This is a genomic window from Streptomyces sp. NPDC001828 (genome assembly GCF_042892175.1).
Classification (GTDB): Bacteria; Actinomycetota; Actinomycetes; order Streptomycetales; family Streptomycetaceae; genus Streptomyces.
The window spans coordinates 32,810-57,093 of sequence record NZ_JBIATV010000024.1; the positions used below are offsets into that span (position 1 = coordinate 32,810).

The 24,284-nt window shown below is 72.5% G+C and carries 15 protein-coding genes; 10 read left to right on the forward strand and 5 right to left on the reverse strand.

Annotated features, from left to right (window positions below; all coding sequences use genetic code 11):
* Positions 1 to 63: 63 nt before the first annotated feature.
* Positions 64 to 1,734, reverse strand: coding sequence for a serine/threonine-protein kinase (locus tag ACFYZA_RS39390; protein ID WP_388495038.1), 1,671 nt, complete (start codon positions 1,732 to 1,734; stop codon positions 64 to 66).
* A 402-nt stretch (positions 1,735 to 2,136) separates the two neighbouring features.
* Between ACFYZA_RS39390 and ACFYZA_RS39395 the strand changes: the two genes are divergently transcribed.
* The 5 genes from ACFYZA_RS39395 (at position 2,137) to ACFYZA_RS39415 (ending at position 11,694) form a co-directional block, all read left to right on the forward strand.
* Positions 2,137 to 5,295, forward strand: coding sequence for an FtsK/SpoIIIE domain-containing protein (locus ACFYZA_RS39395; RefSeq protein ID WP_388495039.1), 3,159 nt, complete (start codon positions 2,137 to 2,139; stop codon positions 5,293 to 5,295).
* A gap of 294 nt (positions 5,296 to 5,589) precedes the next feature.
* Complete coding sequence (locus tag ACFYZA_RS39400) at positions 5,590 to 6,927, forward strand: ABC transporter substrate-binding protein (RefSeq protein WP_388495052.1); 1,338 nt, start codon at positions 5,590 to 5,592, stop codon at positions 6,925 to 6,927.
* 7 nt (positions 6,928 to 6,934) lie between these two features.
* Entirely contained in the window at positions 6,935 to 8,287 is a 1,353-nt protein-coding gene (locus tag ACFYZA_RS39405) for a carbohydrate ABC transporter permease (RefSeq protein ID WP_388495040.1), read from the forward strand.
* Between the two features lie 97 nt (positions 8,288 to 8,384).
* Positions 8,385 to 9,266 carry a carbohydrate ABC transporter permease gene (locus tag ACFYZA_RS39410; protein ID WP_382597992.1) on the forward strand — a complete coding sequence of 294 codons (882 nt, stop codon included), beginning with the start codon at positions 8,385 to 8,387 and terminating at the stop codon, positions 9,264 to 9,266.
* A gap of 178 nt (positions 9,267 to 9,444) precedes the next feature.
* Positions 9,445 to 11,694 (forward strand): CDP-glycerol glycerophosphotransferase family protein, encoded by a 2,250-nt coding sequence (locus ACFYZA_RS39415; protein WP_388495041.1) that lies wholly within the window; start codon positions 9,445 to 9,447, stop codon positions 11,692 to 11,694.
* A 210-nt stretch (positions 11,695 to 11,904) separates the two neighbouring features.
* Here ACFYZA_RS39415 and ACFYZA_RS39420 read toward each other — a convergent pair whose 3' ends face one another.
* On the reverse strand, positions 11,905 to 12,531 hold the full coding sequence (locus ACFYZA_RS39420; protein ID WP_382597987.1) for a TetR/AcrR family transcriptional regulator: 627 nt from the start codon (positions 12,529 to 12,531) through the stop codon (positions 11,905 to 11,907).
* Positions 12,532 to 12,735: 204 nt separating this feature from the next.
* Between ACFYZA_RS39420 and ACFYZA_RS39425 the strand changes: the two genes are divergently transcribed.
* The 3 genes from ACFYZA_RS39425 (at position 12,736) to ACFYZA_RS39435 (ending at position 16,099) form a co-directional block, all read left to right on the forward strand.
* Positions 12,736 to 13,635 carry an ABC transporter permease gene (locus tag ACFYZA_RS39425; RefSeq protein WP_388495053.1) on the forward strand — a complete coding sequence of 300 codons (900 nt, stop codon included), beginning with the start codon at positions 12,736 to 12,738 and terminating at the stop codon, positions 13,633 to 13,635.
* 16 nt (positions 13,636 to 13,651) lie between these two features.
* Positions 13,652 to 14,446, forward strand: a complete 795-nt coding sequence (locus ACFYZA_RS39430; RefSeq protein WP_382598040.1) for an ABC transporter ATP-binding protein — start codon at positions 13,652 to 13,654, stop codon at positions 14,444 to 14,446.
* 348 nt (positions 14,447 to 14,794) lie between these two features.
* The gene (locus ACFYZA_RS39435) at positions 14,795 to 16,099 is read left to right on the forward strand and encodes a glycosyltransferase 87 family protein (RefSeq protein ID WP_388495042.1); all 1,305 of its coding nucleotides are present in this window, start codon (positions 14,795 to 14,797) and stop codon (positions 16,097 to 16,099) included.
* A gap of 56 nt (positions 16,100 to 16,155) precedes the next feature.
* On the opposite strand, the gene ACFYZA_RS39440 is transcribed toward ACFYZA_RS39435, so the two are convergent.
* Entirely contained in the window at positions 16,156 to 21,150 is a 4,995-nt protein-coding gene (locus ACFYZA_RS39440) for an NAD-glutamate dehydrogenase (RefSeq protein WP_382597983.1), read from the reverse strand.
* Between the two features lie 460 nt (positions 21,151 to 21,610).
* Here ACFYZA_RS39440 and ACFYZA_RS39445 point away from each other — a divergent pair, with 460 nt between their 5' ends.
* Complete coding sequence (locus tag ACFYZA_RS39445) at positions 21,611 to 22,177, forward strand: DJ-1/PfpI family protein (RefSeq protein ID WP_382597981.1); 567 nt, start codon at positions 21,611 to 21,613, stop codon at positions 22,175 to 22,177.
* Positions 22,178 to 22,276: 99 nt separating this feature from the next.
* Here the strand turns inward: ACFYZA_RS39445 and ACFYZA_RS39450 are convergent, their stop codons facing one another.
* Both ACFYZA_RS39450 and ACFYZA_RS39455 read right to left on the reverse strand, forming a co-directional pair.
* The gene (locus ACFYZA_RS39450; RefSeq protein ID WP_382597979.1) at positions 22,277 to 22,972 is read right to left on the reverse strand and encodes an HAD family hydrolase; all 696 of its coding nucleotides are present in this window, start codon (positions 22,970 to 22,972) and stop codon (positions 22,277 to 22,279) included.
* 56 nt (positions 22,973 to 23,028) lie between these two features.
* A complete protein-coding gene (locus ACFYZA_RS39455; protein WP_382597977.1) occupies positions 23,029 to 23,535 on the reverse strand; it encodes a DUF6912 family protein in 507 nt (168 codons plus the stop codon).
* A 278-nt stretch (positions 23,536 to 23,813) separates the two neighbouring features.
* Between ACFYZA_RS39455 and ACFYZA_RS39460 the strand changes: the two genes are divergently transcribed.
* The gene (locus ACFYZA_RS39460) at positions 23,814 to 24,221 is read left to right on the forward strand and encodes an Rv3235 family protein (protein ID WP_388495043.1); all 408 of its coding nucleotides are present in this window, start codon (positions 23,814 to 23,816) and stop codon (positions 24,219 to 24,221) included.
* The last annotated feature ends 63 nt before the right edge of the window (positions 24,222 to 24,284 follow it).

Below are 24,284 nucleotides of genomic sequence, written 5' to 3' on the forward strand. Positions count from 1 at the left end.
AGTCGACAAATCCATGAAGTCGCGCCCCGGACCGCCGGGCCGGGGCCCTTTGTCCGCCGCCCTTTACTGCTTTGTGGAGTCGCCGATGCTCTTTATCCAGCCGGATACCGTCGAAATCCCGTCACCGATCGCCTGCCAGTAGCTCTTGCCCTGGGCGACCCAGTCCTGGAGCGGGGTCAGCTCCCAGATCAGCCAGCCCGCCACGAAGAGCAGCACGAAGGTGAACAGGCAGCCCTTCAGACAGCCGAGACCCGGGATCCGCATCCGGTTCGGGCTGCGCCTGCGCGGCTCGCGGGGCTCCCGGGGCTCGCGCGCCGGTGCCTGCGGCTGCTGCGGCGGGGGCTGCGGCGGCGCGTACTGCTGGCGCTGCGGCGCGTACTGCTGCGGTTGCTGCTGCTGATACGGCTGCTGCGGCTGCGGGGCGTACTGCTGGTGCTGGGGCGGACGCTGCTGCCCCTGCGGCGGGCGCTGCCGGCCATAGCCCTGCGGCGGCTGCTGACCCTGCTGGCCGTAGCCCTGCGGGGGCTGCTGCTGGCGGTGCGGGCGGCGGCGCAGCGGGTCCTGCTCGGGCGGCAGATAGCCGACCTGGGTCTGCTCGTTGCGGTCGCGCGCCGCCCGGAGCTGGGACTGCCAGGGGTGCGGCTCCTGCGGCTGCGGCGGACCCTGCGGGACCGGCGGCAGGACGGCCGTCGGGTCGGCGCCCGGGGCCTGACCGGTCTGCGGCAGCACCGAGGTGCGCGCGGCCGGGTCGTACGAGCCCGCGTTGCTCGGCAGCACCTGGGTCGGATCGGCCGCGCCCGGCGCTTCCGGTACCGGGGCCGGCGCCGGGTCGGGCGCGAGCAGCGCCCCCACCCCGTCGGCCGCCTCGACCTGGGCCGGGGTGGAGTGCACGCCGATGCCGGAGGCGACGACGCGCAGCCCGCGCGCCAGGTTCTCGGCGCTGGGGCGGCGGTCGGGGTCCTTGCTGAGACAGCGCTCGATGACCGTCCACAGCGGGGCCGGGACGGTGGTGGGCCGGCGCGGCTCCTCGCTGAGGTGGCGGTGCAGCACTTCGAGCGCGGTGCCGCCGGCGAACGGCGGGCGTCCCGTGACCAGCTCGTACAGCAGGATTCCGGCGCCGTAGATGTCCACGGCGGAGGTCTGCGGGCGGCCCTCCGCGGACTCCGGGGCGACATAGGCGGGGGTGCCCACGAACTCGTGCGTACGGGTCAGGCCCGGGGAGTCGGCGAGGCGGGCGATGCCGAAGTCGGTCAGCATCGGGTGCATCGCGCCGTCGCGCTCGTCCAGCAGGACGTTGGCGGGCTTCAGGTCGCGGTGCACGACGCCGTCGGCGTGGCTCGCGGCGAGCGCGTCCGCGATCTGCGCGGTGAGCAGGGACGCGGCGACCGGGGTGAGCGGGCCGTTCTCGCGGATGTAGCGGTGCAGGTCCGGGCCGTCGACCAGGTCCATCACGAGGGCGAGGAGATCGCCCTCGACGACCAGGTCGCGGGTGCGCACGATGTTGTCGTGACGCAGCCGCAGGAGCACGGAGCGTTCGCGCAGGAAGCGCATCACCACGTCCGCGTCGTTGGCGAGCTCCTCCTTGAGGACCTTGATCGCCACGGTCTCGCCCGGCTGGCCCGCCACGGATGCCTCGGAGCCGGCGGTCTCTCGCTGGCGGGCTCGCCAGACGGTGCCCGTGGCGCCGCGTCCGAGCGGCTCCTCGAGCAGGTACTTGCTGCCTACCGGCCGCACGTCATGCGCTCCCTGCTGCTCGCGTCCATTGCTGTGTGGGTTTCCGGCCCACTCTAGTGCCGCTCCCGGCACCGCCGACGGGTCGTGGCGTCGGCGCCACCAGGTTGTTCACCGGCTTCTCATCGTTCCCGGGAAAGACGCGGTCTTCGCACGGAAGGTTGCCGAACGGCCGTGCCCCGCCTCCCCGTGAAATGCCCCACTCGGTCGCAACCAGCCACTTTTCCGTCCACTTTTGCTCGCCGAGCCGACCAATCAAGATCAATTCGAGGTGGGCGACGGGCGTGTTGTCAGTGGCAGGTGCGAGGATGCCCTCAGCACGAATTGTGTGCCGGGTGGGGGGAATCACAGGGCTGGTCCGGTCCCCCTTCTTGGCACCCCCGCGCAGAAGGGACCGCCGAGGCGATGCAGATCCGGCTGACCGTCCTCGCGCCGCGCAGCGGCCACGCTGCGGCGCGCGCCTGCGACGTGCTCGTCACCGCCCCGGCGGGGACGGCACTCGCGGCCGTCGCGTCCGGCCTGGCGTCGGCCGCGTCCGGCGCGGAGGTCTCGGGCGCCTCCGTGGTGCTGTACGCGGGCCGCGAGCGGCTCGACGCCCAGCGCCGCATCCTCGGCGAGCCCCCCCTGGTGGACGGCGCGGTGCTCTCCCTGGCCTCCCCCGCCGAGGACGAGCCGGCCCACGACGGTCCGGCCCCGGCCCGGCTGCACGTGGTCGCGGGCCCGGACGCGGGCGGCGTCCACCTGCTGCACGGCGGCCGCATCGGCGTCGGCCGCTCCACCGAGTCCGACGTCCCCCTCGACGACCCCGATGTGTCGCGCCAGCACTGCGAGGTCACCGTCGAGGCGGACGGCCGGGTCCGCGTGGCGGATCTGAACTCGACGAACGGCACCCGCCTCGACGGCCGCGAGATCGGCGCCCAGCCGGTCCGGTTCGCCCCCGGCGCGCTGCTCCGCATCGGCGAATCGGCCCTGCGCCTGGCCGCCGGCGGCCCCGCCCGGGAGCCCTCCCTCACGACCGTGCCGGACGGCGAGGGCCACCTCCGGCTCACGCCGAACGCGGCACCACCGTCCGCTCCGGGCGTCCAACAGCCGCGTCCCGCAGGTCAGTTGGACGCCCTGCCCGACGAAACGGCCCACACCTTCCGCACCACCCCGGCCCCACTCGCCCCTTCCTCCGGTTCCTCCGGTTCCTCCGGTACGTCCACGCCGCCCTTCGGCACGTCCACGGCGTCGGGCGCGCACCAGGAGCCGTACGGCGGATTCGACGCGCTGGGGGCGCCGGCCGGGTACGGGCACGACGGCCGGGACGACCGGCGCGAGCCGCCCTCGCCGAGCAGACGGCAGGGCACCCCGACACGCGGCACCCGGCTGCCCGAAGGCCTGACGGCCCCCGACGAGGTGCAGCACGCCCGCGCCGACCAGGCCGACGCCGGCCGTCGGCGCGGCGGGATAGGCGCCTGGGCACGGCGGCTGGCCGGCGGGCGCGGCGAGGCCGAGCCCGAGCTGTCGCCCGCCGAGCCGCAGCGCCTCCCGGCCGAGCCCGCGCCGGAGAGCTGGCCCGATCCGGCCGCCCTGCTCCTGACCGCGCTGGGCCCCGGCCCCCGCCTGTGGGAGCGCGAGCTCGGCCATCCGGAGGCGCTCGCCGTCCGGGTCGGCACCGCCGACCGGGGCGAGCTGGCGGCCGTGCCGGTCACCGTGGGGCTGCGCGAAGTGGGCTCGCTCGGCCTCGCCGGGCCCCGCGAGCGGCTCGCGGGCCTCGCGCGCTCCGCGATCGCGCAGCTCGCCGCGCTGCACGCGCCGACCACCCTGGAGATCGTCCTCATCAGCACGGACCGGGCGCGCGGCCTCCAGGCGCGCACCGCCGAGTGGGACTGGCTGGGCTGGCTCCCCCAGGTCCGCCCGGCACACGGCCAGGACTGCCGGCTGCTCCTCGCCTACGACCGCGACCAGGCGACGGCCCGCACGGCCGAGCTCGCCCGCAGGCTCGACGCGGGCCCGCTCGGCCCGGGCTGGGCCTCGGCGGACCGGGCCGCGGTGGCCGAGGCCGCCGCCCGCTACGAGGGCCCGTTCACGGTGGTCGTCGTGGACGGCGACCCGGGTTCCGCCCCGCTGCGCGAGAGCACCGCGCGCCTCGCCTCGGCGGGCGCGGCGGCCGGCATCCATCTGCTCTGCCTCGCCGAGACCCCGGCCGCGTCCGCCGCGTCCCCGGTCGCCGCGACGTACGAGACGGCGTGCGCGGCCTCGCTCGCGTTCCGCGAGTGCGGTGCGGTCGCGCTGCTCAGCGGCGACGTGGCCACCGCCCTGCGGCTGCTGCGCATCGCGGGCGGCCGGCCCGCCGGACACGGCACGGTGGCCGCGGTCGACGCGGTGTCGCGCCCCTGGGCCGAGCGGTTCGCCCGCGCGCTCGCCCCTTTGCGCACCGGCGACGGCACCTCCGCCACGGCCGGCCGGCTTGCCTCCTCGCTGCCCCGGTCGTCGCGCCTGCTCGACGAGTTGGGCCTCGCGCGGGCCACCCCCGCGTCCCTGATGGCCCGTTGGGAGTCGGCGCCCGACGGCGCGGTCGTGCTCGGCACCGGACCGCACGGCCCGGTCGGGGTGGACCTCGTCTCCGACGGCCCGCACCTCATCGTCGAAGGACCCCCCGGCAGCGGGCGTACCGAGCTGCTGCGCGCGGTCGCCGCCTCGCTCGCGGCGGGCGCCCGGCCCGACCGGCTCGGCCTGATCCTCGTCGACGGGGCGGGCGGCGAGCGGGGCGACGGCCTGCGCCCCTGTACCGAACTCCCGCATGTGGCAACGCACTTGATCGCCTCCGACCCGGTCCGGATGCGGGAGTTCGCGCAGTCCCTCGGTGCCGAGCTCAAGCGCCGGGCCGAGCTGCTCGGCGGCCTCGGCTTCACCGAGTGGCAGAGCCGGCGCGAGGTCGCGGGCCGTCTCGTGGGTCAGCGCCAGGCGCCCGCCGCAGAGAGCCGGGGCGATCTCGATCCGCCGGGCAGCAGCACCCTGCGGCTGCGCCCGGTCTCGCGCAGCCGCACCGAGGAGGGCCCCTCGCTGCCCCGCCTGGTCGTCCTCGTCGACGATCTGGACGCGCTGGTCGCCCCCGCGCTCGGCAGTCCCGGGCGGCCCGCCGCGGGTTCGGTCGTACGGGCCCTGGAGGCGGTGGCCCGCGACGGCGAGCGGCTCGGGGTGCATCTGGTGGCGGCCTCGGCCCGGCCGGAGCGCACCGCCGACACCGAGCTCGCGCGCGGCGCCCGGCACCGGGTGGTGCTCGACCCGCCGCCCGCCGCGCCCTCGCCGGAGGAGCCGTCGCCGGGGCGCGGCCGGCTGTACCAGGCGGACGGGGCGTCCGTGCCGTTCCAGGGCGGCCGGGTCACCGGACGCATACCCCGGACGGCGACCCAGCGGCCCACGGTGGTGGTCCTGGAGTGGGAGCGGATGGGCGATCCGCCGGCCCGCCGCCCCGTCCGCGAGCTCGGCAACGGCCCCACCGACCTGGCCCTGCTCGCCAGTGCCCTCGACCGTGCCGCTTCCTTGGTCAACGCCCCTCCGGTGCAGCCGCTGCCCTGACGCCGGGCCGCCGCCGCGCGCGGCACCCGGCGATCAACCCGTCCGCAATGGGCGGCAGTTGGGACATCCCGCATGACCCAACGTCACAAGCCCATCACGATCAACTGGTTGACGGCGAAGACGGTATTGCGGCGCCCCCGCACCCGGCGTAGGACTGTCGCACGGGACGAGAGCTGCGGCGCCTGCGTCACCGGGCGCGGCGGTTCGTACGCGCACGGGAGAGACGGGGCACGCATGCGCAGCACTCGTACAGGCCGCACCACCATCGCCACGAGCACGACGGGTCGCACCCTCATGTCCGCGCTGGCCATCGGGGGGCTCGCCCTCGGCGCGTCCGCGTGCGGTGGCGGCGACGGCGGAAAGAGCACACCGTCGGCCGGCACCTCCACCTCGGCGCAGTCGGGCAGCGGGGTCCAACTCCCCAAGCTGAACGGGGAGAAGATCGAGGTCGCCGCCGTGTGGACGGGGGCCGAGCAGGCCAACTTCGTCAAGGTGCTCAAGGAGTTCGAGTCGCGGACCGGGGCCACCGTCACCTTCGTGCCCGCCCAGGACCCCATCGTCAACTTCCTCGGCACCAAGATCGCCGGCGGCAGTCCGCCCGATGTGGCGATGCTCCCCCAGGTCGGCGCGATCCAGCAGGCCGTGGCGAAGAAGTGGGCCAAGCCCGCCGGACCCGAGGCCAAGGCCCAGCTCGCCGCGAACTACTCGAAGGTGTGGCAGGACCTGGGCGCGGTCGACGGCACCCAGTACGGGGTCTACTTCAAGGCCGCCAACAAGTCCCTGGTCTGGTACAACACCAAGGTCTTCGAGAACGCGGGCGTCACCCCGCCCGCGACCTGGAAGGACTTCCTCAGCGCCGCCGACACCATCTCCGCCTCCGGGGTGACCCCGGTGTCGGTGGGCGGCGCGGACGGCTGGACGCTGACCGACTGGTTCGAGAACGTCTATCTCTCCCAGGCCGGGCCCGAGAAGTACGACCAGCTGGCCAAGCACGCGATCAAGTGGACCGACCCGTCCGTGAAGGACGCGCTCACCACCCTCGCCCAGCTCTTCGGCAAGCCGAACCTCATCGCGGGCGGCACCGACGGGGCGCTCCAGACCGAGTTCCCCGCCTCCGTGACGCAGACGTTCACCGGCGGCGACCAGCCCAAGGCGGGCATGGTCTTCGAGGGCGACTTCGCGGCGGTCAACATCGCGGAGACCTCCGCCAAGGTCGGCACCGACGCCAAGTCGTTCCCCTTCCCCGCCGTGGGCGACAAGGCCCCGGTCGTCACCGGTGGCGACGCGGCCGTGGCGCTGAAGGACACCAAGGGCGCCCAGGCGCTGCTGACCTGGCTGGCGTCCACGGATGCGGCGAAGATCGCGGCGTCGTCCGGCGGCTTCATCTCGCCGAACAAGGCGCTCGACGCGTCCGCGTACCCCAACGACGTGCAGCGCGGCATCGCCAAGGCGCTGATCGCGGCCGGGGACAACGTCCGCTTCGACATGTCGGACCAGGCCCCGCAGTCCTTCGGCGGCACTCCCGGCAAGGGCGAGTGGAAGGACCTCCAGGACTTCCTGAAGAACCCGTCCGACATCGCGGGCACCCAGTCCAAGCTGGAGGCCGACGCGGCCGCGGCGTTCAAGAACTGACCCGGCGATGACCACCGCCACGGCGGGAGGCGCCCCGCCTCCCGCCGCCTCACCCGCACCCAGGCCCGCCAAGAGCGTCACCGGTACCCGCAAGTGGATCGCGGCCCTGTTCCTGCTGCCCGCGCTCGTACTGCTCGGTGCACTGGTCGTCTATCCGATCGGATTCTCGATCTATCGGTCGTTCTTCGATCAGTCCGGTCATTCGTTCGCCGGAATCGACAACTACAAGACGCTGTTCACGGACCACACCATCCGGACGGCGGTGAAGAACAACGCGATCTGGGTCGTGTGCGCCCCGACGATCGCCACCGCCCTCGGCCTGATCTTCGCCGTACTGACCGAACGGGTGCGCTGGGGAACGGCGTTCAAGCTCATCGTGTTCATGCCGATGGCGATCTCCATGCTCGCCGCGGGCATCATCTTCCGCCTGGTGTACGAGCAGGACCCCGCGCGCGGGGTGGCCAACGCGGTGGTGGTGGGCGTGCACGACACGTTCACCGAGTCGGCCGGCTACCCCAAGGCGCATCCGCTGCCCAGCGCCCCCCTGAAGGACGGGGGCGGCGGGACCTTCGTCACCCGGGCCCCGGTGCGAGCCGGGCAGCCCGCGCTGCTCCCCCTCGTCGGGGTGGCCGCCGACACGATGCCGGCCTCGGCCGGGGTCGCGAAGCCCGCCCCGAACGAGCCGGGCAAGGTCACCGGCACGGTCTGGCTCGACTTCACCAAGGGTGGCGGCGGGCGGCCGAACGTCATCGACGCCAAGGAGCTCGGCCTCAAGGGCATCAAGGTCGAGGCCGTGAAGGACGGCAAGGTCGTCGCCTCGGCCACCGCCGCGGCCGACGGCACGTTCGCCCTGCCGGCCGCCGCCGACGGGGCCCAACTCCGGCTCCCCGAGAGCAACTTCCACCAGCCGTACAACGGCATCGAGTGGCTCGGCCCGACGCTCGTCACCCCGGCCATCATCGGCTCGTACATCTGGATGTGGGCGGGCTTCGCGATGGTGCTCATCGCGGCGGGCCTCGCCGGTCTGCCGCGCGAACTCCTGGAGGCGGCGCGGGTGGACGGGGCCAACGAGTGGCAGGTCTTCCGCCGGGTGACCGTCCCGCTGCTCGCGCCGGTCCTGGCGGTCGTCCTGGTCACGCTGATGATCAACGTCCTGAAGATCTTCGACCTGGTCTTCATCATCGCGCCCGGCTCCAGCCAGGCCGACGCGAACGTCCTCGCCCTCCAGCTCTACCGCTCCTCCTTCGGCACCGAGGCGGACCTGGGCATCGGCAGCGCGATCGCGGTCCTGCTGCTCCTCCTGGTCATCCCGGTGATGCTCTTCAACATCCGCCGCATGCGGAAGGAGGGCCGACGATGACGGCCCGGCGTACGGCGAACACCCCCTGCCGGGGGTCCGGGGGCCGCCCCCCGGGACAGCACAGCAACATCCGCCGCATGCGACGGGAGGCCCGGCGATGACCGCTGTCGATGGGATCGTCAAGGCCCGGCAGTCGTTGCCCGCGCGCATCGCGACGCGGGCGGGCGGCGGCGTGCTGCGCGTGTTCCTGATCCTGGTGGGCCTGTTCTGGCTGATGCCGACCGTCGGGCTGCTGCTGTCCTCGCTGCGCAGCCCCTCCGACATCGCCTCCACCGGCTGGTGGAAGACGTTCACCGACCCGTCCCAGTTCACCTTCCACAACTACGCGGACCTGCTGGACAACAGCACGATCACCAACTCGCTGCTCTCCACGGTCGCGATCACCGTCCCGGCCACCGTCCTGGTCGTCGTCATCGGCTCGTTCGCCGGTTACGCCTTCGCCTGGATGGAATTCCCGGGCCGCGACTGGTGGTTCATGATCGTGGTGAGCCTGCTCGTGGTGCCGGTCCAGGTCGCCCTCGTGCCGGTCGCCAAGCTCTTCGGGCAGATCGGGATCTTCGAGACGACGATCGGCGTGATCATCTTCCACGTCGCCTTCGGCCTGCCGTTCGCGATCTTCCTGCTGCGCAACTTCTTCGCGGAGATCCCGAGGGAGCTCCTGGAGGCGGCCCGGCTCGACGGGGCCGGCGAGATCCGCCTGTTCACCCGGGTCGTGATGCCGCTCGGCGGCCCCGCGATCGCCTCGCTCGGCATCTTCCAGTTCCTGTGGGTCTGGAACGACATGCTGGTCGCGCTGATCTTCGCCGACTCCAAGCACCCGCCGATCACGGTCGCCCTGCAGCAGCAGGTACGCCAGTTCGGCAACAACATCGACGTGCTCGCGCCCGGTGCCTTCGTCTCGATGGTCATCCCGCTCGCGGTCTTCTTCGCCTTCCAGCGGCAGTTCGTGTCGGGGGTGATGGCCGGCGCGGTGAAGTGAGCGTACGCACAACGGACTTGACCACTCGATCGAACGATCATGCCCGCGCCTCGCATGACGCGACGTCAAGGGCATGATCACGGAACTACGCCGGACGGCACCGGTGGCGTAACCCGATCACTCCTTCGGACGTTCACGGGCCATCCGCCCGCGCCCTCTCACGCCCCCAGGATGTCCGTTGCCCCGGTTCAGCGTCATCGTGCCCGCGTACAAGCTCCAGGCCCATCTTCACGCTTGTCTTGAATCGGTACTGAGTCAGACGTTCGAGAGCGACGAGAGCCCGGCGTTCGATCTGGAAGTGCTCGCGGTCGACGCCGGCTCGCCCGACTCCTGCGGCGAGATCATCGACGAGTTCGCCGCCCGCGATCCCCGGGTCGCCGCGGTGCACCTGCCGGCCGACCCGGCGGATCCGGGCCAGGGCCCGGGGCCCGCGCGCAACGCCGGGCTCGTCCGCGCCACCGGCGACTACGTGCTGTTCCTGGACGGCGACGACACCCTCGCGCCGCACGCCCTGCGCGACATCGCGGACCGGCTCAAGGCCTCCGGCGACCCGGACGTGCTGGTCTTCGGCCATGCCCGCACCCGCTGGTCGGGCGGGACCGAACACCCTCCGGTGCCGCCGCACCTCACCGAGTCCGGCCCCGCCTCCTTCCAACTGGCCGAGCGCCCGGCCCTGTTGAGGCAGCCGTCCCCGTCCTGGAACAAGGCGTACCGGCGGGAGTTCATCGAGCGCGAGGGGCTCGCCTTCCCGCCCGGACGGCACACGGACACCTTCTGGTCGTACGCGACCCTGCTCGCGGCGGCCTCGCTCAGCACCCTGGAGCGGGTCTGCGTCCACCACCGCGCACGGCGCGGCCCGGCCGTCGCACACGGCCGCCACTTCGACCTCTTCCCGCAGTACGACCGCGTCTTCGACTTCGTCGACTCCCGCCCGGCGCTGGGCAGTTGGCGCCCGGTCCTCGCCCGCCGGATGGCAGACCACCTGGCCGCCGCGTCGGCCGACGTCCTCACCGCCCCCGGGCTCTCGGCGCGCACCCGTTCCGAATTCTTCCGGCTCGCCCGCGCCCACTACGGCCGCCACCGCGTGCCCGGCGCCGCCGGGCTGCGCCATGCCGGGGTCCGCTTCGGGACGTACCGCACCTACCGCGCGCTGCGGGGGCTCCGCGCGCTGCGCGCCCGCGCCCGCGCGCTCGCGACGGCCCTGGCCCGCCCGGCCCGGACGGCCGCACTCCGCCTGCACTACCGCGTCCAGCGCAGCCTGCCCGTACGCGAGGACCTGGCGGTGTTCAGCGCGTACTGGAACGGCGGCTACACGTGCGGCCCGGCCGCGATCGAGGCGAAGGTCCGCGAACTCGTCCCGGGTGCGCGCACCGCGTGGATCACCACGCCCGAGCACGACGCGACCGTGCCCACGCCCACCCGCCGTCTGCGCCCCGGCGGCTTCGCCTACTTCTCGGCCCTGGCACGCGCCAAGTACCTGGTGAACAACGTGGAGTTCGACCACCGCCTGGTCAAGCGCCCCGGCCAGACCCTCCTCCAGACCCACCACGGCACTCCGCTCAAGACGATGGGCCTGGACCTGACGGACCGTCCGGCGGCCGCGCACGGCACCGACTTCACGCGGCTGCTCGCGGACGCCGACAAGTGGGACTTCGTCCTGTCCGCCAACCGTCACTCCACGCTCACCGGCGAGCGCGCCTTCCCGGCCGCGTACACGACGCTCGAATACGGCAGCCCGCGCAATGACGTACTGCTCCGCGCCACCGCCGTCGACGCGGCCCAGGTGCGGGACCGGCTGGGCATCCCGGGGCGGTCGACCGTCGTCCTGTACGCGCCGACGTACCGCGACTACAGCCGCGCCCAGCACCTTCCGCTCGACCTGGAGCGGCTCGGCCGCGCGCTCGGCCCGGAGTTCTTCCTCCTCACCCGCGCCCACTTCGCCTATCGGGAGCCCCTGAGCCGGACGCCGCTGCCGCGCGTCCTGGACGTCACCGGTCACCCCTCGGTCGAGGAACTGCTGCTCGTGGCCGACGCATTGGTGACGGACTACTCGTCCCTGATGTTCGACTACGCCAACCTGGACCGGCCCATCGTGATCCTCGACGACGACCGCGAGGCGTACGAGGCGGCCCGGGGAACCTACTTCGACCTGCGCGGCGGGCCGCCGGGCGCGGTCGCCCACACCGAGGACGAGCTGATCGACATCTTCACCACCGGCCACTGGCGCGGCTCCCGCTCGGCCCAGCTGCGCGCCGCGTTCCGCGCCCGCTTCTGCCCGTACGACGACGGCCACGCGGCCGACCGGGTGGTCCGCCGCGTCTTCCTCGGCGAGGCGGGGGCGGCTCCGGCGCCCCGAAGCCTGCCCGAACAGCGCGCCCACGCAACGGAGTTCGCCCCGCCAGCACTCGCCGCGCCCCCGCGCCGCTGAGCCATCGCGCATCGCCAGGCGCGACCCGCCGTGCCCTCTCGCGCGGTTCCCCGCGGCCCTGAGGGCGTCGCACCTCGCCAGAACCGATGGAGCCGCCAGGCTCCTACAGGGGCGCGGGGAACCGCGCGACCAGCCCCGCACGGCCCGCACCCGATGGACAACACGCGGAGGCCCCCCACCGAGGCGGGCCCGAACCGCAACCCGCCCGCGCTACGCGCTGAGCGCCGCCACCGCCGACCTGGCCAGATCGTCGAGGTACCCCTTCGGCAGCGGCCCCTTGACGACGACGAGCCGCCAGTAGAGCGGGCCCACGATCAGATCGAGGGCCCGATCGGGATCCGCCCCCACCGGCAGCTCCCCGCGCTCGACGGCCTCGCGGACGACGACCGCGGCCACCCCCTGCTGCCCGTCGAGCAGCGCCGCCTTGATCGCCTCGGCGATCTCCGGGTGGCGTACCGACTCCACCAGCAGGTCGGGGATGACCTGCGAGGCGATCGGATGGCGCAGGGCGAGCGAGGCGACGGCGAGCAGCGCGCGGATGTCCCCGTACAGGGAGCCGGTGTGCGGCACGGGGAGGCCCTGTTCCGCGAAGGCCGACACCAGGTCGAGGACGAGGCTGAGCTTCGACTTCCAGCGCCGGTAGACCGCCGTCTTGCCCACGCCCGCGCGGCGCGCGATGCCCTCGATGGACATCCGGGCGAAGCCGACCGCGGCGAGCTCCTCGAAGACGGCCGCCCGGATGGCGTCGGTGACGTCCTCGCGCAGCACGGCGGCCCCGGCGGGAGCGCGGCGCGGCTGCGGGCGTTTCGTGGGGGTCTCCGGGTCCGTCTTGGTCATGCCTTGAGCATAGCGTTGCGACGAGACGGTTGCGTTGCGACGTCGAGGCGTCCTACTCTCCCCGTAGCGACGATACGGGTCCGTTCCGTCGCGAGTGATCCCCCGCCCCGGGAAGCCTCCCGGGAACCCCCGGCGAAAGCGACCGCAGTGAGCCAGACCGCACCAGCGCGCGAGACCGCGGCACCCCCGGCCGCGTCGGCCTACATTCCGACGCAGTCCGGCCGATACACCGGCGACCAGGCCCTCAGCCCGGCCGAGCTGGCCGCCAAGTACGGCCTGAAGGTGAGCGGCGCCCGCCCCACGCTGCCGGAGTACGTCCGCCAGCTGTGGGCCCGCCGCCACTTCATCACCGCGTTCGCCACCGCCAAGCTGACCGCGCAGTACAGCGAGGCGAAGCTGGGGCAGATCTGGCAGCTGATGACGCCGCTCCTGAACGCGGCGGTGTACTACTTCATCTTCGGCATCCTGATGGGCAACAAGAGCAGCACGCCCGACTACATCCCGTGGCTGGTCACGGGCGTCTTCATCTGGACCTTCACGGCCAACTCGATCATGGCGGGCACCCGCGCGATCACCGGCAACATCGGCCTGGTGCGAGCCCTGCACTTTCCCCGCGCCTCGCTGCCCGTCTCGCTCGCCCTCCAGCAGCTCCAGCAGCTCCTGTTCTCGCTGGCCGCGCTCGCGATCATCATCATGTGCTTCGGCCAGCTGCCCGGCGTCTCGTGGCTGCTGCTGATCCCGGCCCTGGTCCTGCAGTCGATGTTCAACACGGGCCTGTCCCTCGTGATGGCCCGGATCACCGCGAAGACCCCGGACATCGCCCAGGTGATGCCGTTCATCCTGCGCACCTGGATGTACATGTCCGGCGTGATGTGGAACCTGGGCCCGCAGCTCAAGAAGATGTCGCCGATCGTGGGCCAGCTGCTCGGGCTCAACCCGGCCGCCGTGTACATCGACCTGGTCCGGTTCGCGATGATCCGCAGCTTCCACGCGAACAAGCTGCCCCCGCACGTGTGGGCGGTGGCCGGCGGCTGGGCGGTCGTCGCGCTGGCCCTCGGCTTCATGTACTTCTGGAAGGCAGAGGAGCAGTACGGACGTGGCTGAGACCCAGACCCAGACCCTGGACAGGCCGGCCGAGGACGAGGTCGTACTCGGCGAGCCGACCGTGATCGCCGACGACGTGCACATCATCTACAAGGTCAACGGGACCGGCGCCAAGGGCAAGGGCGGGGCCACCGCCGCGCTCAACCGGATCGTCTCGCGCAAGGAGACCCCCGGCATGCGCGAGGTGCATGCCGTCAAGGGCGTCACCTTCGTGGCCCGCAGGGGCGAGGCCATCGGCCTCATCGGCTCCAACGGCTCGGGCAAGTCGACCCTGCTCAAGGCGGTCGCGGGCCTGCTCCCGACCGCGCGCGGCAAGATCTACACGCAGGGCCAGCCCTCGCTGCTCGGCGTGAACGCGGCGCTGATGAACGACCTGACCGGCGAGCGCAACGTCACCCTCGGCGGGCTCGCCATGGGCATGACCCGCGAGGAGGTGCGCGAGCGCTACGACGACATCGTCGACTTCTCCGGCATCAACGAGAAGGACGACTTCATCTCGCTGCCCATGCGCACGTACTCCTCCGGCATGAGCGCCCGGCTGCGCTTCTCCATCGCGGCCGCCAAGGACCACGACGTGCTGCTCATCGACGAGGCCCTGGCCACCGGTGACGCCCGGTTCCAGCGCCGCAGCCAGGAGCGCATCAACGAGCTGCGCAAGGAGGCGGGCACGGTCTTCCTGGTCAGCCACAGCAACGCCTCGATCAGGGAGACCTGCGAGCGGACGCTCTGGCTGGAGTCGGGCACCCTGCGGATGGACGGCCCGACGGCCGAGGTGCTCGCCGAGTACGAGCGGTTCACGAAGAAGAAGTAGCCGCCGCCCGCAGGCAGCGGCCCCACACCGCGCGGGGCACTCTCCTGGTGCCCCGCACCACGCCTGCCGAGCGCCCCCCATGATGCCCGGCACCACGCCTGCCGAGCGCCCCCACGGTGTCCGGCACCACGCCTGCCGAGCGTTCCCATGGTGCCCGGCACCATGCCCGCCCCTGGCACCCTCATGGTTCCCCGCACCATGCCCGCCCCTGGCACGCCTATGGTGTCCCGCACCATCCCTGCCCGGGCGCCCCCATCGCGTCCCGCACACGCGGGCGCTCCCCCGCCGCTCGCCACCCCGTCGCGGCGCCTCGCGGAATCGGGACAAAGCGCGCATAAACTTCGCGCGATGACGCCCTCTCAGATGCCCCCGCCGCCCGCCCGGGTCCGCATCCCGGCCCCCGCGCCCGCGCCCGACCCGGGCGCCTTCGGCCGCCGTACCCGGTACGCCGCGCTCGCCGTGAGCTGGCTCGCCACCCGCGCCCTGATGCTCCACCTCCTGGTCACCGACCGGCTCGGCGTCGGCGGGGTGAGCGGCGAGGTGTACGTCCTCTACCGCCGCTGGTACGAGCAGCTCGGCACGGGCTCCTTCCCGTTCGGGGATCCCACCTGGCAGTACCCGCCGGGCGCGGGCGTGCTGCTGCTCGCCCCCTCGCTCTTCCCGTTCCTCACCTTCTTCCAGGCGTTCACCGCGATCACCCTCGGCTGCGACGCGCTGATCGCCCGCGCCCTGCTGCGGGCCGGCGCCCGCCCCGGCGGCAGCGAGGCCGGGGCGTGGCTGTGGGTGGGCGGACTCCCGCTGCTGCTTCATGTCCCGTACGGCCGCTACGACGTACAGGTCACCGCCCTCGCGGTGGGCGCCCTGCTCGCCCTGCGCCGCAGGCCGTTCACCGGCGGGGCGCTCGCGGCCCTGGGCGCCCTGGTCAAAGTGTGGCCGCTGCTCACCCTGATCGGCGCTCCGCCCGGCCGCGGAGCCCGCCGGGCCGGACTCGGCGCGCTCGCCGCGGTGGCCGCCCTGCTCACCGTGCTCGCGCTCGCCTTCGACCACACCCTGGACTTCGCCCGCCAGCAGGGCAGCCGGGGCCTCCAGATCGAATCCCTGGGCGGCACCGCGTACCAGCTCGCCCACCTCGTCACGGGCCACCCCGGCCGGGTCGTCTACCGGTACGGGGCCATGGAGTTCGCCGGGCCGTACGTGTCCGCGCTCGCCACGGTCAGCCTCGCCCTGACCGGGCTCGCCCTCTGCTGGCTGGTGCTCTGGCGGGTGCGCGCCCGGCGCTGGACGGTGGCGGTGCCGCTGGACGCGGCACTGTGCGCGGTGCTGCTGTTCACCGTGACCAGCCGGGTGATCAGCCCCCAGTACCTGGTCTGGCTGCTCGGCCTGGCCGCCGTCTGCCTCACCTCGCGCCAGACCAGTCAGCGCACGGTGGCCCAACTCCTGCTCCCCGCAGCCGCGTTGAGCGCGCTGGCCTTCCCCTGCCTCTACGAGCAGGTCATCGCGGGGACGGCCCTGGGCACGGGGGTCATGGTCGCGCGCAACACCCTGCTGGTGGCCGCGGCGCTGGTCTCCTGTCGCCGCCTGTGGGCCTCGACGGTCACCGCGTCCACGACCACGGTGGCCGCCACCCGAAGCACGGAACCCCGCACCCCCTGAGGGGCGCGGGGTTCGGTGGGTCAGCACCCGGCCGCGCGGGCGGCCGGGCCGGAGCCTCAGACGTGCGTGCGCAGCAGCGTCCTCATCGTCCGCATCGCGACCGACAGGTTCGCCAGGTCGAACGCGTCGGAGGACTGGATCTCCTCCAGGGTCGAGCGGGCCCGGCCCAGGATCGCCGCGTTCTTCTCCTCCCACGCCTTGAAGCGCTGCTCCGGCGGCGTGGTGCCGTTGCCGACGGACAGCACGTCCTGGGTCAGCGCGGCGTGCGCCGCGAACAGGTCCTCGCGGATCGCGGCCCGCGCCATCGACTGCCAGCGGTCGGCCCGCGGCAGCTCGATGATGCGGTCCAGGAGCTGGGCGATCCCCAGCCGGTCGGCGAGGTCGTAGTAGACCTCGGCGACCTGGAGCGGCTCCTTGCCGGTGCGGCCGGCGATGGCCACGATGTCGAGCGCCGGGAAGGCCGAGGAGAACCCGGCGACCCGCCGCGCGAGCTCCTCGGGCACTCCAGCCTCGGTCAGCTCGTCCAGGATGCCCTGGTGCCACTCCAGGTCGGCGCCGCGCAGCAGGTCCGTCAGCGCGTCCCAGACCTGGGCCACCCCGGCCGAGAAGTCCTCGATCGTCTCGGCCATCTGGAGCGGCTGCGGCCGGTTGTTGAGCAGCCAGCGCGTGCCGCGCTCCACCAGGCGGCGCGAGTGCAGCCGGATGCGGGTCTGGACCTCGGCGTCGACCTTGTTGTCGAGCGCCTCGACGGCGTCCCACACCTTGTTCACGCCGAAGATCTCGCGGGCCGCGACGTGCGCCCGCACGATCTCCTCGAGCGAAGCCCCGGTCTCCTCGCGGAGCCGGTGCAGGAACGTCGAGCCACCGATGTTGACGGTGTCGTTGACCAGCACCGTGGTGATGATCTCGCGGCGCAGCGCGTGCCCGTCGACCGCCTCGGCGAACTTCTCGCGCAGTTGCTGCGGGAAGTAGGCGTGCAGCAGCTTGGCCAGGTACGGGGCGTCCGGCAGGTCCGTGTGGATCAGCTCGTCCGCCACCGTGATCTTGGTGTAGGCGAGCAGCACGGCGAGCTCGGGCTGGCTGAGCCCCTTGCCCGTGTTGAGCAGTTCGCGGATCTGGCGGTCGTTGGGCAGGAACTCCAGGGCCCGGTCGAGGTGTCCGTCGCGGCCCAGGCGGCGCATGAAGCGCTGGTGGGCGTGGAGCAGCGAGGGCGACTGGGCGACCGCGTTGGCCAGCGCCACGTTCTGCGCGTAGTTGTTGCGCAGCACCAGGTGGCCGACCTCGTCGGTCATCGCGGCGAGGATCTTGTTGCGCTGCTTGACGGTCATGTCGCCTTCCGCGACCAGCCCGTTGAGCAGGATCTTGATGTTGACCTCGTGGTCGGAGGTGTCGACGCCCGCGCTGTTGTCGATGGCGTCGGTGTTGATCTTGCCGCCCTCGCCCTCGGGTCCGCCCTTGCGGCTGAACTCGATCCGGCCGAGCTGGGTCAGGCCCAGGTTGCCGCCCTCGCCGACGACCTTGACGCGCAGGTCCTCGCCGTTGACGCGGATCGCGTCGTTGGCCTTGTCGCCGACTTCGGCGTTGGACTCCGTGGACGACTTCACATACGTACCGATGCCGCCGTTCCACAGCAGGTCGACCGGCGCCTTGAGGATGGCCTGCATCAGGTCGGCCGGGGTCAGCTTGGTGACGCCCGCCGGGATGCCGAGGGCCTCGCGGACGTGCGCGTTCAGCGGGATCGACTTGGCGGTGCGGGGGTGGATGCCACCGCCGGCCGACAGCAGTTCCTTGTTGTAGTCGGCCCAGCTGGAGCGCGGCAGGTCGAACAGCCGGCGGCGCTCGGCGAAGGAGACCGCCGCGTCCGGCTTCGGGTCGAGGAAGATGTGCCGGTGGTCGAAGGCGGCGACCAGGCGGATGTGCTCGGAGAGCAGCATGCCGTTGCCGAACACGTCGCCCGACATGTCGCCGACGCCGACGACCGTGAAGTCCTCGGTCTGGCTGTCGTGGCCGAGCTCGCGGAAGTGCCGCTTGACGGACTCCCAGGCGCCGCGGGCGGTGATGCCCATGCCCTTGTGGTCGTATCCGGCGGAGCCGCCGGAGGCGAAGGCGTCGCCGAGCCAGAAGTCGTAGCTGATCGCCACGTCGTTGGCGATGTCCGAGAACGTCGCGGTGCCCTTGTCGGCGGCGACCACCAGGTAGGTGTCGTCCTCGTCATGGCGGACCACGTCGGCCGGCGGGACGACCTCGCCCGCGACCAGGTTGTCGGTGATGTCGAGCAGGGCCGAGATGAACGTCTTGTAGCTCGCGATGCCCTCGGCGAGCCAGGCGTCACGGTCCACCGACGGGTCGGGCAGCTGCTTGGCGACGAACCCGCCCTTGGCGCCGACCGGCACGATGACGGTGTTCTTCACCATCTGCGCCTTGACCAGGCCGAGGATCTCGGTACGGAAGTCCTCACGCCGGTCGGACCAGCGCAGGCCGCCTCGGGCGACCTTGCCGAAGCGCAGGTGGACGCCCTCGACACGCGGCGAGTACACCCAGATCTCGAACTGCGGGCGGGGCGCCGGGAGATCGGGCATCGCCTGCGGGTCGAACTTCATGGAGACGTACGCGTGCGGCGTCCCCTCGGCGTTCTTCTGCCAGTAGTTGGTGCGCAGCGTCGCCTTGATGACCGTGAGGAAGGAGCGCAGGATGCGGTCCTCGTCCAGGCTGGCCACCTGGTCGAGGGCGCCGTCGAGCTCTTCGAGGAGCCCGTCGATGAGCTCGGTGCCGGCCTTCTGGCGGTCCGGCGAGAGCCGCGCCTCGAAGAGCGAGACCAGCAGCCGGGTGGTGTGGACGTTGTCGCGGAGGGTGTCCTCCATGTAGTCCTGGCTGAAGGTCGAACCGGCCTGGCGCAGGTACTTGGCATAGGCCCGGAGCACCATCGCCTGGCGCCAGTTGAGCCCGGCGCGCAGCACCAGGGAGTTGAAGCCGTCGTTCTCGGCGGAGCCGGTCCACGTCGCGGCGAAGGCCTCCTGGAAGCGCTCGCGGGCGTCGTCGGCCAGGTAGTCGCCGTTGCCGTTGGTCCTCTTCGGCATGCGCAGGCCGAAGTCGTAGATCCAGGCGTGCGTACGGTCCGCGCAGCGCAGCTCGTAGGGGCGCTCGTCGGTGACCTCGACGCCCAGGCGCTGGAGCACCGGGAGGACCGCGGAGAGCGAGACCTGCTCGCCGATCCGGTAGATCTTGAAGCGGCGCTCGCCGGGGGCCGCGCCCACCGGCTCGTACAGGGACAGCGCGAAGTCCCGCCGCCCGTGCGTGAGTTGCTCCAGGTGCACGAGGTCGGCGACCGCCGCACGCGGGGAGTGGTCGGCCTTGTAGCCCTCGGGGAAGGCGTGGCCGTAGCGGCGCAGCAGCTCGGCGGCGCGCTCCTCGCCGCACTCGGCGTTCAGCGCGTCGGAGAAGCCGTCGGCCCAGGAGCGGGCGGCCTCGACGAGGCGGGCCTCGATGCGGTCGGAGTCGGCGTCGGTGAGCTCGGTGAGCTCGGTGCCGGCCGGGACGCGCACCACGAAGTGCAGCCGGGACAGGATCGACTCGGTGTTCCAGGCGGTGAAGTCGACGCTGATGCCGCCCAGTTCCTCCTTGAGGATGTCGATGAGCCGCAGCCGTACGCCCGTGGTGTAGCGGTCGCGCGGCAGGTAGATCAGCGCCGAGTAGTAGCGGCCGTACTCGTCCTGGCGCAGGTACAGGCGCAGCCGGCGCCGCTCCTGGAGGTACAGGACGGACGTGACGATGGAGCGCAGCTGGTCGGCCGGGGTCTGGAACAGCTCGTCGCGCGGGTAGGTCTCCATGATCTGGAGCAGGTCGCGGCCGTCGTGGCTGTTGGGCGAGAACCCGGCGCCCTTGAGGACCTCTTCGACCTTGCGGCGCACGACCGGCACCCGGCGCACGGACTCGGTGTACGCGGCCGACGAGAACAGGCCGAGGAAGCGGCGCTCGCCGATCACGTTGCCCTGCTCGTCGAACTTCTTGACGCCGACGTAGTCGAGGTAGGAGGGCCGGTGCACGGTGGACCGGCTGTTGGCCTTGGTCAGCACCAGGAGCTTGTGCTCGCGGGCCTTGGCCCGGGCGTCGGCGGGCAGCCGGCTGAAGGAGGGGGAGACGGGGTGGCCGTCGTCCTCCTCGCCGTGCTGCGGGTCGGAGCGCAGGATGCCGAGACCGGTGCCGGGGACGGCGGACAGCGAGTCGTCGTCGGTGAGCTGGTACTCGCGGTAGCCGAGGAAGGTGAAGTGGTCGGTGGAGAGCCAGCGCAGGAGCTCGCGGGCCTCGTCGACCTCCTGGTCGACGACGTCGCCGGCCTTGGGCTCCTTGGGCAGCTCGTCGGCGATGCGCAGCGCGGCGTCGCGCATCTTCTCCCAGTCCTCGACGGCCTCGCGCACGTCGGACAGGACGCGCAGGAGATCGGCGGTGATCTGCTTGAGGTCGGCGCGGTCGGTCTCGCGGTCGATCTCGACGTGGATCCAGGACTCGGTGAGCGCGTCGTGCGGCAGCTCGGCGGTCTGGGATCCGGTGTCGAGCACCTCGATGAGCTTGCCGGTCAGGTCGCGGCGGACGACGACCTGGGGGTGGATCACGACGTGGATGCCGCGGTTCTGCCGGGACAGCTCGTTGGTGACCGAGTCGACCAGGAAGGGCATGTCGTCGGTGACGACCTCGACGACGGAGTGGCTGCAGGTCCAGCCGTTCTCCTCGACGGTCGGGGTGTGCACCCGGACGTTGGCGGTGCCCTGCGGCCGGTTCTCCGCGAGGCGGTAGTGGGAGAGCGCGGCGCCGAAGACGTCGACCGGGTCGCGGTCGGCCAGGTCCTCGGGTGCGGTGTGCAGGTAGTAGCGCTGGAGGTACCCGAGGAGGACGCCCTGGTCGGGACCTTCCTCGCTCGTGGCCCCAGTCGTGGCCGCCCGGTCGGTCCTGGGGGTGTCCCCCAGGCCTCCGGGCCCCCCGGCCGGGCTGTTCTCAGCTACCCGGGCCGCCCGTGCGAGCAGCTCGGCCTTGGCTTCGTCCAGCTTGGTCTGCATGTCCTCTGGCTCCTGTCGCGCGCCGTTGCGTGACGTAGGGGAAAGAAGCGACGCAACGCCACGACGCGGGGTGTCCGGTCGGTGTCGACGCTATGCCGCGATGAGAGATACCCGGGTGCTTCCCGGCCAATTTTGTGGCTTCGGGTCTTGATTCCGGGTGGAGGGAATCAGCGACTGCCCGGGCGCCGTGGCGCTCCGGGCGCAGGGCAGAGGCGGCAGTGCCTCCGCGACATATCGCGCTGATCACGGGTCAAGGCTATCGCCCCTTCCCCCCGAACCGTCATGAGCCTTATGTGTACAAAAGCTGGGCCCGAAGTTTGACACTCTGGACAGCGACGTGGCGGCGCGAACGAGCCTCTTGGCAAACGGCCGCCGCAGGGGCAGGTTGACGGTACGGAACCCGCAGGTGCGATCGACCTCGGACCATCCGAGCCCCGGCCCCCTGAGAGGGAGTGCACTCATGGCAGCCAAGATCCTCATCGTCACCGGTGACGCGGCCGAATCCCTGGAAGTCCTCTACCCCTACCAGCGCCTGCGCGAGGAGGGGTACGACGTCCACATCGCGGCCCCGGCCCGCAAGAAGCTGCGGTTCGTGATCCACGACTTCGAGCCCGGCTTCGACACGTACACGGAGAAGCCCGGCTACACCTGGCCCGCCGACCTGGCCTTCTCGGAGGTCGATCCCGGCCAGTACGTCGCCTTGGTGATCCCGGGCGGCAGGGCGCCCGAGTACCTGCGCAACGACCCGGAGCTGAGGAAGCTCCTGAAGGCCTTCTTCGACACCGACAAGCCGGTGGCCCAGATCTGCCACGGCCCGCTGCTCACCGCCGCGATCGGCGGCCTGAGCGGACGCCGGGTCACCGCCTATCCCGCCCTTGAGCTGGACATGCAGACGGCGGGCGCGACCTTCCAGGACGCGGAGACGGTGGTGGACGGCACGCTGGTCTCCGCCCGCGCCTGGCCGGACCACTCCAGCTGGATGCGGGAGTTCCTGACGGTGCTGCGGGCGAAGGCTCCGGTGACGTAACCGGCACCGGGCGGGGTCGGGGCGGGGCCAGGTCGGGTCGGGTCGGGCCGAGCCGGGGCGGGGCGAGCCGGGGCCCTCGGGTCACCAGCCGGGGGTCCCTCAGGCCACCAGATCCTCCGCCACGGCAACCGCCTCCGCGAGGGTGTCCACCACCGGCACGCCCGCCGCGGCGAGGCTGGTGCGGCTGTGGGAGCCGCCGGTGAACAGCACGGCCTGCGCGCCCACGGCCGCCGCGGCCACCGCGTCGTCCACCGCGTCCCCGATCACCACGATCCGCTCGCCGGATATCTCCGGGTCCGCCGTCCGCAGCGCGGTCAGGTGGCGGACCATGTGCTCCGCCTTGCTGCCGTGCGAGGGCCCGGTGCGTCCGTCGACCCGTACGAAGTGCTCGGTGATGCCGTGCCGGCGCACGATCGGGACCAGGTGCTCGTGCGGCGCCATGGAGAGCAGCGACTGGCTGAGGCCGGCCGCCCAGCGCGCCGCGAGGAGCTCGGCCGCGCCCACCGTGAGCCCGCAGGACTCCGCCCTCGACCAGTACTGCCGGTGGAAGGCGGCGTCCATGACCAGCCATTCGGCGTCCGTGGGCAGCCGGCCCATCAGCCGCTGGTAGAACCGGGGTATCGGTACGCAGTACAGATCGCGGTACCGCTCAAGGGTGATCGGCTCCAGGCCGAGCTCCGCGAAGGCGGCGTTGGTGGCATCGATGACCGCCACGTTGTCGTCGAGCAGCGTGCCGTTCCAGTCCCAGACCAGATGGGCCTGGCGCTTCCCCGTGTCCTGCCTGCCGTTCCCCATGCCAAAAAGGTACCCACCCGCACTGACAATCGACCACGGGCGGCCATACTCGCAGGTCAGGCGATCAGATTCGGGATCTCCTGCACGCCGAACCAGAGCAGTTCGTGGTCCTCGGCCCCGTCCACGGTGAACTGGGCGTCGTCGTCGCCGTGATCGGCCGCGCCGAGCGCGTCGGCCGCGGCCGTCACGTCGGCCACCGCGTCCTCGGCGTCCACGTGCACGGCGGCCGCCTTGGCCAGCGCGACCGCGGCGGCGATCCTGACCTCACCGAGCGAGCTCGCGTCCAGGGCGCTGTCGGGGTCGGCGGCCACGGTGTTGTCCGGCACGTCCACGGCGACCACGACGCGGCGCCTGGCCGTGCCCGGCTCGCCGGCGAGCAGCCGCAGCGAGGCGGCGGCGGCACGGTTGAGCGCCGCGTACTCCAGCTCCTCGATGTCGTCGGACACGTACCACTCGCGCAGGCCGGGCGTCACGGCGTAGGCGGTGAGCGGCCCGGGGCCGAGCTCTCCGGCGCCGTGGGCCGTCGCGAGACCGGAGATGGTCAGGGGTACGTAGACGCGCATGAGGGATCGCTCTCTTCTCGTCGTCCCATCCGGTCGTGAGACGGGTTCAGGATACGCGCGGGAGTCCCCCTTCGAGCTGCCGGTGCCCCCTCGGCGCCGGTGCCCCCGGGACTCACCCCGACCGGCTCCCACCTGCAAAGACGGCGGGCCCGCTCATCCGGATAGGTGAATCCGTACGGCGTCACCCACCCCGGTTCCGGTCCTTGCGGCCGCTCCCGCCGTCCCCGTACAAGATCCCCAACAGAAGTTACCCACTGGTATCGAAGGGGGCGGCAGCCATGAGCGGGACCACGACAGGACCGGCGGGACGCGGCGACCAGCGCAGGCCCGGCAGCACCGGAACCCGGCGGCCGCAGCGGCTGACCCCGCACGAGCTGTTCGCGCAGAAGCTGCTCGCGGTGCTCAGCGGCGAGCGCCCGGTGCACTGGATGCTGGGCCTGACGGTCGGGGACGCCTACGAGCAGCTGGTGCGGCTCGCCCCGCGCACCCCCTTCCGCACCCGCGGCGCCCGGCCGGTCGTACGGTCCTGCAGGGCGGCGCCGCTGGACCGCGGGATCGTCGAGGCGGCCGCCTGCATCGCGGCGGGCGAGCAGGTGCGTGCCATGGCCTTCCGCCTCGAGCGGGGCGCCGATCAGCGCTGGCGGTGCGCCGCGGTGGAGCTGGGCGGCGAGCGGGTCCCGGCATAGCGAGGGGCCCGGCACCTTCCGGTGCCGGGCCCCTCGACCGCGTACAGCCGACGGCTGCTCGGG